The 13,164-nt window shown below is 49.4% G+C and carries 14 protein-coding genes, 1 tRNA gene and 1 pseudogene; 8 read left to right on the top strand and 8 right to left on the bottom strand.

Going from position 1 to position 13,164, the window contains the following annotated elements; genetic code table 11:
- Positions 1-73: 73 nt before the first annotated feature.
- From Q0Z70_RS06810 to Q0Z70_RS06790, 5 genes are all read right to left on the bottom strand, one after another.
- Positions 74-147 (bottom strand) — tRNA-Ile (locus tag Q0Z70_RS06810).
- A gap of 89 nt (positions 148-236) precedes the next feature.
- A complete protein-coding gene (locus Q0Z70_RS06805) occupies positions 237-548 on the bottom strand; it encodes a DUF4491 family protein (RefSeq protein WP_298073364.1) in 312 nt (103 codons plus the stop codon).
- A 90-nt stretch (positions 549-638) separates the two neighbouring features.
- Positions 639-1,100: an Lrp/AsnC ligand binding domain-containing protein gene (locus Q0Z70_RS06800; protein WP_298073363.1), complete on the bottom strand. Its 462-nt coding sequence runs from the start codon at positions 1,098-1,100 to the stop codon at positions 639-641.
- Between the two features lie 184 nt (positions 1,101-1,284).
- Positions 1,285-2,172, bottom strand: coding sequence for an FKBP-type peptidyl-prolyl cis-trans isomerase (locus Q0Z70_RS06795; RefSeq protein WP_298073362.1), 888 nt, complete (start codon positions 2,170-2,172; stop codon positions 1,285-1,287).
- A gap of 27 nt (positions 2,173-2,199) precedes the next feature.
- Positions 2,200-2,793, bottom strand: a complete 594-nt coding sequence (locus tag Q0Z70_RS06790; protein ID WP_298073361.1) for an FKBP-type peptidyl-prolyl cis-trans isomerase — start codon at positions 2,791-2,793, stop codon at positions 2,200-2,202.
- A 143-nt stretch (positions 2,794-2,936) separates the two neighbouring features.
- Here Q0Z70_RS06790 and Q0Z70_RS06785 point away from each other — a divergent pair, with 143 nt between their 5' ends.
- Together Q0Z70_RS06785 and Q0Z70_RS06780 are read left to right on the top strand one after the other, a co-directional pair.
- Positions 2,937-3,647, top strand: a complete 711-nt coding sequence (locus Q0Z70_RS06785) for an NAD-dependent deacylase (RefSeq protein ID WP_298073360.1) — start codon at positions 2,937-2,939, stop codon at positions 3,645-3,647.
- A 276-nt stretch (positions 3,648-3,923) separates the two neighbouring features.
- Positions 3,924-4,028: pseudogene (locus Q0Z70_RS06780) on the top strand (IS982 family transposase); the annotation flags it as partial.
- A 17-nt stretch (positions 4,029-4,045) separates the two neighbouring features.
- On the opposite strand, the gene Q0Z70_RS06775 reads toward Q0Z70_RS06780, so the two are convergent.
- The 3 genes from Q0Z70_RS06775 to Q0Z70_RS06765 form a co-directional block, all read right to left on the bottom strand.
- Positions 4,046-4,465 carry a hypothetical protein gene (locus Q0Z70_RS06775; protein WP_298073359.1) on the bottom strand — a complete coding sequence of 140 codons (420 nt, stop codon included), beginning with the start codon at positions 4,463-4,465 and terminating at the stop codon, positions 4,046-4,048.
- Positions 4,466-5,299: 834 nt separating this feature from the next.
- Positions 5,300-6,046, bottom strand: a complete 747-nt coding sequence (locus Q0Z70_RS06770) for a glycosyltransferase family 2 protein (RefSeq protein ID WP_298073358.1) — start codon at positions 6,044-6,046, stop codon at positions 5,300-5,302.
- On the bottom strand, positions 6,039-7,304 hold the full coding sequence (locus Q0Z70_RS06765; protein WP_298073357.1) for a glycosyltransferase family 4 protein: 1,266 nt from the start codon (positions 7,302-7,304) through the stop codon (positions 6,039-6,041). Before Q0Z70_RS06765 ends, Q0Z70_RS06770 begins: the two co-directional genes overlap by 8 nt.
- Positions 7,305-7,436: 132 nt before the next feature.
- Between Q0Z70_RS06765 and Q0Z70_RS06760 the strand changes: the two genes are divergently transcribed.
- Genes Q0Z70_RS06760 through Q0Z70_RS06735 form a run of 6 tightly spaced genes read left to right on the top strand, consistent with a single transcriptional unit; the run spans position 7,437 to position 12,818 of the window.
- The gene (locus Q0Z70_RS06760; RefSeq protein WP_298073356.1) at positions 7,437-8,288 is read left to right on the top strand and encodes a hypothetical protein; all 852 of its coding nucleotides are present in this window, start codon (positions 7,437-7,439) and stop codon (positions 8,286-8,288) included.
- Positions 8,285-9,037, top strand: coding sequence for an NTP transferase domain-containing protein (locus Q0Z70_RS06755; protein WP_298073355.1), 753 nt, complete (start codon positions 8,285-8,287; stop codon positions 9,035-9,037). Before Q0Z70_RS06760 ends, Q0Z70_RS06755 begins: the two co-directional genes overlap by 4 nt.
- Before the next feature lie 7 nt (positions 9,038-9,044).
- Positions 9,045-10,082, top strand: a complete 1,038-nt coding sequence (locus tag Q0Z70_RS06750) for an N-acetylneuraminate synthase family protein (protein ID WP_298073354.1) — start codon at positions 9,045-9,047, stop codon at positions 10,080-10,082.
- Positions 10,083-10,115: 33 nt separating this feature from the next.
- Positions 10,116-10,982, top strand: coding sequence for a glycosyl transferase family 2 (locus tag Q0Z70_RS06745; RefSeq protein ID WP_298073353.1), 867 nt, complete (start codon positions 10,116-10,118; stop codon positions 10,980-10,982).
- A gap of 20 nt (positions 10,983-11,002) precedes the next feature.
- Positions 11,003-11,500 (top strand): HAD family hydrolase, encoded by a 498-nt coding sequence (locus tag Q0Z70_RS06740; protein ID WP_298073352.1) that lies wholly within the window; start codon positions 11,003-11,005, stop codon positions 11,498-11,500.
- A 55-nt stretch (positions 11,501-11,555) separates the two neighbouring features.
- Positions 11,556-12,818, top strand: coding sequence for a glycosyltransferase (locus tag Q0Z70_RS06735; RefSeq protein ID WP_298073351.1), 1,263 nt, complete (start codon positions 11,556-11,558; stop codon positions 12,816-12,818).
- Positions 12,819-13,164: the final 346 nt, after the last annotated feature.

The raw sequence follows: 13,164 nt of genomic DNA, 5'->3' as shown, positions 1-13,164 counted from the left end.
TTTGTTTACGCATTGTTTACGCAAGGGCAAGAAAAAAGGAGTTGCGAAATTCGCAACTCCTTGATTTTTAGTGTGGACCAGCCAGGGCTTGAACCTGGGACCTCCAGATTATGAGTCTGTTGCTCTGACCAACTGAGCTACAAGTCCGCTGTATCCTTTCGGAGATAGCGATGCAAAATTAGCACATTCCGTTGAATTATGCAAGGGAACGGAGAAAAAATACGCTTCCTTCGGGCTTAGAAGTCGTATTTCCGTTTGGGATTTTTGGGAAACCAACCTTTCCTGACGCGTTCCTCCTGTTCGAATATTTCTTTGATAGTCCAAAAAGAGGAGAAGGCAAATACCCCCAGCAGGGAAGAGAACAGAATGTTGTCTACGTACATAGAAGCTGCAACACCTGCCAAACCCAACAATAGAAATATCCACCAGCAACGTGTACCCCAATAATACTCAGCTTTCACTACGACAGGATGAAAAAGACCGATGATCAAAAAGGTGCAGAAACCAATGAAAAGGCCTGAAAGACCAAATTTGCTTAGAAACTCCATAATGCAATTTGGAGGATAGAGTTTCCATGGCAAAAGGAGCATGCCGATATGATGATCCGTACTGCCCGTCACCATGGAAACAGATATAGACTATTCTTGGCAGATAGGAATCTCTTTCTTGATACTCTGTTCCAATGAAATCAGTGTCTCAGTGGCCGTGACGCCAGGTATCTCCTGCATCTTGTTATTCAGCAGATCCATCAGGTGTTCGTTATCACGGGCATATACTTTGGTCAGCATGGTATAAGGGCCTGTGGTGAAATGGCATTCAACAACCTCCGGTATTTTGTTCAGCTCGGCTACTACGGTTTTGTACATGGAGCCTTTCTCCAACTTGATTCCCACGTAAGTGCAGGTGCGGTATCCCAGCGATTTGGGATTTACGTGGTAGCCGGAGCCTACAATGACACCCAAGTCAATCAGGCGCTGTACGCGTTGGTGGATAGCGGCGCGTGATACACCGCACTCGGCAGCCACGTCCTTAAAAGGGATACGGGCATTTTGAGAAATGATTTCCAAAATTTGACGGTCCAAATTGTCTATTTTTTCCATAATATACGTTTGTAAATTACTTGTTGTTATCAAATAGTAAGCAAATATAGGACTTTATTTTAATTTTATCTATAATAAAGCCGAGAAAAATAGAGGAAAGTAAAAAAGAAGCGGATGGAACCACTTTTTTGCAGCATTTGTTCCATCCGCTTCATTGCTATTCTGTCCGAATGTCTTCGGAGCTTTATTTCTTTTTGTCGATACCTACCAATTCTACTTCGAAGATCAGGGTAGAGAACGGTTTGATGTCTGCACCGCTGGCTTTTGAATCGTACGCCAGGTCGTAGGGGATGTAGAGTTCCCACTTGGAGCCTACAGGCATCATGGTCAGTGCTTCGGTCCATCCTTTGATTACTTGGTTGGCGCGGAAGGTAGCAGGCTGTGACTTGCCATCCTTGTCTTTACGCTTGTAGGAACTGTCGAACTCGGTGCCGTCAATCAATGTACCCTTGTAGTTTACTTGTACATAGCTGGTGTCGGCGGGGATTTCACCTGTACCTTTGGTCAGGATTTTGTATTGCAGGCCGCTTTCCGTTGTCACTACGCCTTCTTTCGTCTTGTTTTCTTCCAGGAATTTCTCTCCTTCTGCAATGACATCAGCATATTGTTTTTTCAGTGCTTTTTCTCTTACCACTTCCATCTGGCTCTGCATATAGCCCTGTGCGAACATTTTGTCCATCTTGCCTTTGCCTACTACGCCGGCAACGAAACCTGCAAGCAGGTTCTCACGGCTGATACTCTGTGTGGAGTCGTTGCCAAAAATCTGTTGGTTGAAGCCTTCCACCCACTGTTTGCTGACCATCTGGCCTATCTGCATACCAGCCATATAGGCTACATCTTCCTTGTCGATTTTAGCGGCACCTTCATTGAAGCCTTTGATAAATTCGGTCATTTGGGTGCTGTCAATGCCTTGCTGCATCAGGAATTGATCCAGACCTTCGGTACGGGCCATACCGATAGCATAAGAAAGTGAGTCGATGTCTGTTGACAGGTTGGCTTTAGGAGCCTGAGCCGTACAAGACGTTAAGGCTGCGACGGCAGCCAGCGTCATCATAAATGTTACTTTTTTCATGTTTTCTCTTATTTAATTTATAATTTATTATTTGTCGGATAAAATTTTCAGAAGTTCCACTTCGAAGATCAACGTACTGTGGGGCGGTATCATCTCGCCGGCTCCGTGTGCGCCGTAGCCCAGCTCGCTGGGGATGTAGAGTTTCCATTTGGCGCCTTCGGGCATCAGTTGGAGAGCTTCAACCCAGCCGGGAATTACCTGGTTGACACCGAATGTGGCAGGCTGGCCACGCTTGATGGAGCTGTCGAAGAGAGTGCCGTCGACAAGGGTTCCCTCGTAGTGACACTGCACCCGGTCGTCTATCTTGGCATAGCGGCCTACGTTGCCTTCCTTAATCACCTCGTATTGCAGGCCGCTGGGCAGGGTTACTACGCCCGGACGCCGTTTGTTTTCTTCCAGGAATTTCTTCCCTTTCTCCACGTCTTCGGCATTGCGGGCTTCCATTTCCTCGAAGTATTTGGTTACGATTTCACGTGCTTCGGCATGAGTGATTTCCGTGGGAGTTCCGTTCAGCACATCACTGATAGCGCGTGCAAAATCATTTACTGAAATGCCTTTGGCACCCATACTTAAAAGATTCTGACCTATACCCAAGCCGATTGCATAACTGAATTTGTCCATAACTCTTTTTATATGACCTGCAAAAATACAGGTTTTATTTGAATGTTAACAGTTTGCAGTATTTAAAATTTCTTATTTATGTGATAATTTGGATATTCTTTTCCTATCTTTGGTGTGTAAATGCTTAAAGAAAGGAGTTGGATATGAAAAATCTGGTAATATTGTCGGGTGCAGGCATGAGCGCCGAAAGTGGTATCAGCACCTTCCGCGATGCAGGCGGCCTGTGGGATCGCTATCCTGTGGAGGAGGTGGCCACGCCCGAAGGCTATGCACGCAATCCCGAACGGGTCATCAACTTTTATAACGAGCGGCGCAAGCAGTTGCTCGACGTGAAGCCCAACGAAGGGCATGTCGGCGTGGCGCAGCTGGAAAAGGATTTCAATGTGACCGTCATCACCCAAAACATTGATAACCTGCACGAGCGGGCGGGCAGTACGAAAGTCGTCCACCTGCATGGCGAACTGACGAAGATGTGCTCAAGCCGAGATCCCTATAATCCACGCTACATCAAGGAGTTGAAGCCTGAAGAGTATGAAACCCGTGCCACCGACCGTGCGGGCGACGGCAGCCCTCTGCGCCCCTTCATCGTGTGGTTCGGCGAGGCCGTGCCCACGATTGAGGTAGCTATCGACTACGTGAAGCAGGCCGACATTTTCGTTATCATCGGTACGTCGATGAACGTCTATCCTGCCGCAGGGTTACTTCATTATGTGCCTGCCCGTGCCGAAGTCTACCTTATAGATCCCAAGCCGGTGGATACGCATAGTGCACGCCCGATACACGTTATCCAGAAGGGAGCTTCTGAGGGCGTGAAAGAGTTGCGCACGTTGCTGGGTTGCGACTCTTCTTTATAGCTTCAGGGGAATGTGTCCTTTTTCGTATCGGACATTGTCAGCCGGAAAAGCATTGCTTTCTTTTGTGGGAAACAATGCTTTTCTTCGTGCAGAACATTGCTTTCTATGAAAGGGAAGATGGCTTTTTAAAGCAAACGGTTCGGCTCTTTTGCTGTGCTTGCTGACCCTCTGACGAAGTGCTTCGTCACTTCCTCATAAAGCACTGCATGACACCCTCACAAAGCACTGCGTCGGGACTTCAGGAAGTGCTGCGTGGCAGCGGAAGGAAATAGACGTTTCATTGCCGATTCATTGTCAGCTATCGCGGCCTGTTGTTACTTTGAAAAGAAACCCGCCATTGAAGTGAACTTTATCAATGACGGGCAACCGGCTATCTTTTGATTTATGTCGAACTCACGTTACTTACGTACATAAGTTTTGCGTTCCCATACCAACCAAGTTGGCGTTACGCTTATCTCATATTCTTTATTTGCTACATAAAGACCGCCCATTGTCTGCTCATAGACAGGCGACTCCCATATTATTTTTAAATACGTCTTACCCTCCGAATCCTCCCTTTTTATGTATTCAAAGTTACCATGATCAGGCTTCTTAGATATATCATCATAAATAAGGCTCATCGTACCTTTATTGTTGGATTTGAACTCCACTCTTAGAGTACACTCATAACCCCCGTATACAAAGCCTTGTGATTCCCATGTTCCGACAAGCGAACTGTTTCCCTTTACTGGTTCATCATCGTCATCTCCACAGCTCGTCATACATACGCTCATTGCCACCATTATCAGCAGCATAGATAAATACTTCATTGTTTTCATATTCTATAATGTTTAATTAATTTTCTGCAAAAGTATGACAAAGAAGTAAAGAAGAAGGCATAATAGTGTTGCAGGAATGACACAGATTTATTGCGAATCGTGCGACAATCCTTTTTGTTTTATATACTCAGATAAGTCAGAGAAGAAATCTCTGCCTAAAAGAAGTGAAATCCGAGAGAGAAGATTTGTATCAATGCTCTCTTTCTGGAATAGGCGATAAACATTGGAGCGGTCGCAAGAAAGTTTGTGTGCAAACCAAGTGATACTTCGCTCCTGTCTCTCTAATTCTTCCTTAATTAGGATACCAATAGGTTTCATCGTGAAGAATGGTGCCGTGTAACTCCCATATCCGGCGGTTAATTATAACTTCTGATACAGGCATAATGAAGAAACGTGGGAGTCCGCATATACTTATCCCACAAGTAGGCTTCTCGCATTGCCCCGAAAAAAAGGATAAGCAACACGAACAACCCACGCCCATATACGCTATTACTGAACATACCAAAACTTGGCATGCTCTATAACACATACGAGGTAGACGTTCCGTTGCGTTTCTTCTTTTTTTCGTAAATTTTGCGAGAATTCACTTGTAGAAGAATACGTTCGAAAACGTTTTTCAAATATGTCCGCCTTCTCTTTTACTTTATAATGTTCAAAGGGAAGACGCTGCAAAGATAATATTTTCTATTTGATAACACCTATATGAGGTGCACTTCATGTTTAATAAAAATTCTTCTATCCTTCATGTATTATTGTGTAGGGGTATGGAGGCGGGCTCTAAGCGGCAAGAACTCGCCTATTATTAGGTGGGAAGAGTGAGGTTTTCTTTGAGTTTTACTTCTTCAGCAGCAGACGTAAAACAAACCATAGGTGGAAGGCAATGGTGCTTATCCAGCCGTAATGGCGGGCCATGATGCGGAAACGCTCTTTGAGCGAAGCCTTTTGATTGCGCGTCGTCATGCCTTCAGCCAGGTAGTCGATGAGGGTAAGATGGGTGTTGTGGAGCACCTTCGACTTCTTCATAATCTTGATGCACCAATCGAAGTCGGCCGAAAAGCGGTAGCGGAGGTCGTAAGGCATCACGAGGTCGCGTCTGGGGAAGAAAGCTTGGTGGCAGACGAGCATACCCTGGCGGAAACTTTTCCAAGTCAGTATTTCGGGGGCTGAGAGGCGGCGCATGCGCAGGAAGTGGTCTTCATGGTCTACCAGTGCCGTCTCGCCGTAGAGCACATCGGGCAATCGGAGAGTGTGAATGGAATGTACCATCTGTTGCAGGGTGTCGTCTTCGTGGAAGCTGTCGCCCGCATTGAGAAAGCATAGATAGTCGCCCGTAGCCAGACCGATGCCCTTGTTCATGGCGTCATAAAGGCCTTTGTCGGGTTCGCTGACGATGACGGCGATATGTGCGCGATAGCGGTTCACGATGTCCAGCGTCCCATCTTTCGAAGCACCGTCCACGATGATGTATTCCACGTGATGATAGGTCTGCGAGATGACACTCTGAATGGTGTCCTCGATGGTTGCCTCGGCATTGTAGCAGACGGTGATGATGCTGAATTTCGGAGTGGGATGGTTATGCATTTTTTCCGGTCACCTTGTTATAAAGATCGATGTATCGTTTGGCCACGATGCTTTCTGAATAGTGGCTGACTACCTTGCGGCAGGCCTGTTCGCAGAGGCTGGGGTAATCGGGGTCGGTCAGGGCCCAATAGATGCCGTTGGCGAAATCGTCGGACGATTTGTATCGGGCCACATAGCCGTTGTGCAGGTGGTCTATCATTTCGGGGATGCCGCCCACATTGAAGCCTACGCAGGGTGTGCCGCAGGCCATCGCTTCCATGATGGTGTTGGGCAGGTTCTCCTCCAGCGAGGGGGTGACGAAGAGGTCGACGGCGTTATAGATGTCCACCAGCCGGTGTTCATCCAGTACGAAGTCCAGTGGGTAGACCTTGAAAGGAAGCAAGTCGGCCAACAGTCGGGATTGTTTGCCGAAAGCGACGACGGCCAGCCGGTCTTTCAGTTCGACATGCTTGTCTGACAATATGTTGCACGATTCAATCAGATAATCAATGCCCTTGCGTTTGTCTGTGATTTTAACGGAACCGAAAAGGATGAGTTGTTTGTCCGAAGGCAGTCTCAAGCGTTCGCGGGCAGTGGCTTTGTCATGTGGTTTGAACAGATTGGTGTTCAGTGGATTGGGGATACAGACAATACGGTGTCCCGTAGTCAGTGCGCTTTGACGGGCTTTTTCCTCCAGCCAGTGGCTGCACGTGACGAAGGTTAGCGGATAGTCGTGGTAGAGTCGCTGTTTCCTGCGGAAGACGCGATGGGAGAGGTCGTGCCGATGACCGTCCCCATAAAGGAAAGGGCACGAACCGCATTCCTGCCGATAGTTTTCACATTCGCGTGCGTGATGACAGATGCCGGTGCAGGGCCACATGTCGTGCATCGTCCAAACGACGGGTTTTCCCGAGGCCAATATCTTTTCAAGGTTTCTCAGAGAGAGCATGCCCTGGTTAATCCAATGCAGGTGGATGATGTCGGCCTGCTGGAATTCGGGCAGAGAAGTGATGTCGGTGCCTGCGTTTGCGATGTCTACGGCAAAGAGGTTGTTCTTCTTGAAGCGGTTGGCCTTCCAGATGACAAAGCGTTCCCACACGAATTTCCATATCAGCCTCCAGCTGCGACGCAGGGCGACGACCGTTATCTGTTCCGTCTGCTTGTCGCGCACGAGCATCTTGGCCTTGATGCCGTTGTTCTTCAGGGCTTCCGTCAGGCGGCCGGCAGCTACGGCGGCGCCGCCGATGCGTTCGGATGTATTGATTAACAGAACTCTCATGTGACTTTTCCGAATTGTTGCGGCAAAAGTAGTGCTTTTATAGTGATTTCGGATATAAAAGTCCCCGTTTTTTTTAGTCTGTAAATGGCAAACTCTGTATCTTTGCATCGCTTATTCTAACATGACATACTAATGGATGAAAAAGGATTGAAATGGTTGGAGTCGCTTTGGCAGTGCTTCATGAGCTTGGTGAAAATCGCATTGCAGTCGAGACGGAGCACGCCGCTACCCTCGTGTTTCGGAGAGACGGACGAGCTTTTGATACTGGCCAATGGCCCTTCATTGAAGAAGACAGTGGAAGAATCGGCTGAATTTGTGCAGGGGAAAACGCTGATGGCGGTCAACTTTTGCGTCACTTCGCCTCTGTTCGAGCAATTACGCCCCCAACTCTACTTGATAGCCGATCCGCTCTTTTGGATTGTGCCTGAGAAGCGTGAGCAGCTCTTCGGCACCCTGGCTAAGAAGACTACATGGGACATGCACTTCTTTATTCCTTCGCGGGCGTTGAAAAACAAGGACTGGCAACCACTTCTGGCCGGCAATCCCCATATCAAACTCTGCATTTACAACACTACGCCCGTCGAAGGCTTCCAACCCTTCTGCAACCGAGTGTTCCGCAAGGGATGGGGTGTGCCCCGTCCACACAACGTGCTGATTCCCTCCATCGCCATAGCTCTCCGTCTGCCTTTCCAGCGCATTTATCTGGCGGGAGCCGACCACTCGTGGTTGCCCGAAATCCGCGTGACAGATGACAACGTGGTGCTGATGCATCAGAAACATTTTTACGACCAGAACAAGTCGCAGGCAGCTCCTGTGTCCCAAGAGAACCTGCATAGCGCGCGTCTCTACACCATCCTCTATCACATGTACGTGGCTTTCAAGTCCTACTTCGTGCTTGAGGCTTACGCACGCAGCTTAGGCAAGGAAATCATTAACGTCACCCAGGGCAGTTACATTGATGCCTTCAAACGGATGAAGATATGAAAGACGGTATTATCATCCAGGCACGCACCGGATCCACTCGTTTGCACAACAAAATATTGCTCCCCTTCTATGGCAGACAGCGTATCATCGACATTCTTATCGACGGCATCCGACGAGCCTGCCCCGACCGGCGTGTAATACTGGCCACAACCGTCCGCCCGCAGGACGACGTACTGGAGCAAGTGGCCCGCGAGGCTGGTATCGACTGTTTCCGCGGCGACGAGGACAATGTGCTCGACCGCTTCATCCGTGCTGCCGAAGCATTCGGTCTCGACCGTTTCATTCGCGTCTGTTCGGACAATCCTTTCCTGCGTCCCGATACTTTCCGGGCTTTTTTCAATGCTGCCGACGAGATGCCGGCCGACTACGTCGCCTACGGCTTTACCGACGGACGACCCACCATCAAATCTCACTTGGGACTGTTTGCCGAACTCACCACAACGGATGCGTTGCGTCGGGCCGCATCGCTCACACAGGAGAAACTCTACATTGAGCATGTCACGATTTACCTTTATACTCACCCTGCCGATTTCCGTGTCAGACTTTTGCCTCTGCCTGAAGAACTGGAGGGACGGTTCGATTTGCGCTTCACGCTGGACACGCCGGACGATTTCCTGCTACTTCAGCGTCTTTATGCCGAATGGCAGGAGCAGACCGATTGCAGTCTGCATGCCCTGCTGAAGCTGGTGGAGGCACATCCCGAATATCGGAAGAAAATGCTGGAGAACATTGCCCGTAACGAAAAATAATGAAACAATGAGTACTTATATTATTGGAGAAATCGGACAGAACCATAACGGTTCTGTTGATATAGCCAAGCTGATTGTCGACCTGGTGTCGCGACCCGTGCGCGAGGAAGTATTCGACATTGCCCTGCGCCCGATGGACGCCGTGAAGATGACGAAGCGCGATTTGAGCGAAGAACTTACCGATTCGCAGATGAACCGCCCCTATAACTCGCCCCATTCTTTCGGCCGAACCTACGGTGAGCATCGTGCGTTTCTGGAACTGACCGACGAGGAACATTTCGAGGTCTACAAGCATGCCAAGTCCTTGGGGCTGGATTTCGTGGAGACGCTCTGTTCGAAAGGCTGCCTTTCGCTGCTGAAACTGTTTACGCCGGACCGCCTGAAAGTGGCCAGTCGCGACCTGACCAATCTGCCCCTGCTGGAGGCAATGGCGGAAACGAAAATCCCCCTTATCCTGTCCACCGGCATGGCGGGCTGCAGGGAACTGGACGATGCGCTGGAAGTCATCACACGCCACCACGACGACATTGCTATCCTACACTGCGTATCGCAATATCCCACCGCGCCGGACAATCTGAATCTGCGTACCATCACTTTCTTGAAGAAACATTACGGTCAATACACCATCGGCTTCTCCGATCACACCATCGGCATCGCCGCACCTGTGGCAGCCGTCGGTATGGGTGCGGAAATCATTGAGAAGCACATCACCATCGACCGCCGCATGAAGGGCACCGACCAGCAAGGCTCGCTGGGCCCGGACGGTGTGAACCGCATGATACGCGACATCCGCATCGCCGAGCGCTGGCTGGGCCGCGAGGAACTCTGCATCGACCCTGCCGTCTCGGCTGCCAGGGTGAAGTTGGAGCGTTCCATTGCTACGCGCCGCGACCTGCACCCTGGTGACGTCATTACAGAGGCCGATCTTCACTTGCTCAGCCCCGGTGACGGTTTCAAATGGGCCGAGCGCGACCGGGTGACGGGCCGTCGGGCGAAGAATTTCATCCCCCGCAACGAGATTGTATATCCGAAGGACATTGAATGACCGACCACAAGTCGAAATAAATACCTCTTGAAAATGAAACTACTGGCTGTGGTTGTCCTCTATTACCCGAATGAAGCCGTATTGGCTAATATAAAAACTTATTTGTCCGGGGTGGATTGTCTGCTGTTGTGGGACAACACACCCGATAATCATATTGATAAGGAACGACAAAAGGCGTTTCAGGCTCTTGAAAAGTCCGTCTATATGGGCTATGGGAGCAATGCTGGCATAGGGACGGCATTAAATGCGGCTGTCGATTATGCACGGCAGCATGGTTTTACTCATCTAATTACTTTCGACCAAGACAGCAGTTTTGCGTCCGATGACTTCCTGCGTTATCTGGAGGCAGTCCGTAATTATGGTGCGGATGCTTGTGCTATCTTCTCGACAAATTATTTTATCAAATCGCAACAGGCGCCGCTGTATCCGGTGGAGGATGCGGTTGTGAAAATTCCTTCAGCCATGACTTCGGGAAGCCTTTACCCGCTTTCTCTTTTTGATAAATTGGGCGGATTTATGTCCGACTTGTTTGTATGGGGTATTGATGGTGAGTTTTGCTGGCGGGCGGCGCGGCATCAGATACCGACATTGTGTTTCAAGAACATTTTACTTCAGCACGACCTGGGATATCAGAAGCGCAGGCGCCGGCTGTTGGGTAAGGAAGTTTTTCCCAATGAATACCCCCCCCCTCGAACTTATTATAATGTACGCAATGGCATCGTGCTGCATCGGCTTTATCCTGAGTCTATCAACCTGAAGGCCCATTTGCGCTATCATTTGTATAAGCGTGTGGTGTTCATATTGTTATATGAAGACAGAAAGATAGCCAAACTGAGAGCTTTGTGGCTGGGATGGCTGGACGGACACAGAGGAAAACTGGGGGAGAGAAAAGGATTGTAAATAAGAAAAAAACAGAAACCATGTTACCAAAATTAGTGATTACCGACATCGACGGCGTTTGGACGGACGGCGGCATGTATTATACGGCAGAGGGCGACGTGATGAAGCGCTTCAGTGTGAAAGACGGCTGGGGCGTTCTCTTCCTGCGCAGACTGAATATTCCGGTGGCCATCTTGACGGGCGAGGCTACGCCCATTGTGCAGCGTCGGGCCGAAAAGTTGAAGATTTCACACTGCTATCTGGGCGTGAAAGACAAAGTGGCGCAGGCCGAAACGCTGTGTCGCAGTCTGGGCATCGGGCTTGATGAAGTGGCTTTCATCGGCGATGATCTCAACGACCTGCCCCTGCTCCGAAAGGTGGGTTTCAGTGCGTCGCCCGCCAATACGCCGGACTACGTGAAGCGTGAAGTACATTACATAACGCAAGCCAGAGGCGGGGAGGGCGCTTTCCGTGAATTTGTGGAGAAACTGCTGGCCGATAACGGCGTACTGGAGGAAACGGTGGCCTCGTTCCTGTAGCGTGGAGATAATCATGTTTGACCTAATATTTCATAAATCTGTTTAGATAAACATCATGAGAATTTTGATTTTAACTCCAGACATTACACCCAATGGCGTGGTACGCAGCTACAATACGGGCTTTTCGTTGATGGTAAACCAGATTGCCTGTGCGCTGTCGGCGCGGGGCGACGAGGTGTATGTGTCGGCTTCCAGCCTGTTACACCCAGGACTGACAACGGAAGTGGCCGGCTACAGGCTGCTGCCTCGTTCGCTGGGAAGTCTGCTTAGGCATTCGCGCCTGCACGACTGGTGGAGAGCAGTGCGCTATGCACTGACCTTGCAGAAGCTGAAAGCGGGCGAGCGTTACAAGATAGCTAAATATGCAATAAGCACGGGGTTTAATGAATACTTAATTCGCAGCGTGCGGCCTGATGTAGTGTCCGTACAATCCGTGATGCCGGCCGTATTTCCCTTTATCCTGGCATCTTTGCGCTGCGGGGTGCCGTTTACAGTCAGTCTGCACGGGATATTTTCTTTTCTGCATGCCGATTTCGGCACCTATGTGGAGCAGAATATTCTGAAACTGCTGGTGCAGCAAGGCACAGAGGTGACTTTTGTCAGCAGTGGTACACGCAACCGGCTGGCGCAATGCTATGGTCGTTTGTCCGACAATATGAAGGTGGTGCTTAATGCGCTGCCCCCGGTATTTGTGCGGCCGGAAGGAAATGGCATACGGGGGTGCATTGTTTCAGCCGGCAACTTGTCCGACCGAAAAAATCAGTGGCAAACACTGGCGGCGTATAGCCTGTTGCCCGAGGAAATGAGAAAGCACCATGCCTTATGTCTCATCGGGAAGGACTGCATGGACGGGCGCTTGCAGCGTAAGGCGGAGGCGTGTGGACTGACGAAACAGGTGATATTCACGGGAGTACTGACCCGGCCCGAAGTGTATGCCTGGATGAAGCAGGCCGCCTTGGTGGTACTGGCCAGCAAGGACGAAGGTTTCGGGCTTTCGCTGATAGAAGGATTTCGCTTTGGGGTGCCGGGAGTGTGTTTCTCGGATATTGATGCTTACAAGGACATTGCTTCGCCCGACGCCTTGCTGGGCATCGACGAGCGCACGGATGATGCCTTGGCAATGGGTATGCAGCAAGCGTTAAGTCGGCAGTGGGATAAGGACGCGATTTTGCGTCATGCAACTCGGTTTGCGGATGAGAAAATGGCTGAGGCCTATCATGAAGTGTTCCGGCAGACACGTTTGCCACAGATTACGGCAGGCGAATTCACCTCGTGGATGGATCGGTACGTGTTACAGTCTTTCCGTTTTATTGTGTGATGTGCGAAAGGGGGCATTTCCCGCTCCGAAAGCCGGTTTCCCCGAAGAAAATCCATTAATACATTTTTTTTAAAGACTATTTCCGTATGGGAATAGCCTTTTTATTCTTAATACTGCAATTTCCACATGGAAATCGCCCTATCCAAAATCAAAAAATGCAAATTCCGTATGGAAATCGGTCTATCCGAAATTAAAAAGGGGAATTTCCGCATGGAAATTGCATGTCTTAAAAATTATAATGGAAATTTCCGGTCGGAAAATGTACTCCGCCTGACTTCGTCACTTAAAATCAGCCACATTTATAATTGTCTTATGCATAGTATTTTATAATTTTGTGTCACCCTAA

Source organism: uncultured Bacteroides sp. (assembly GCF_947632445.1).
GTDB lineage: Bacteria > Bacteroidota > Bacteroidia > Bacteroidales > Bacteroidaceae > Bacteroides.
This window is presented reverse-complemented; position numbering and strand designations above follow the sequence as displayed.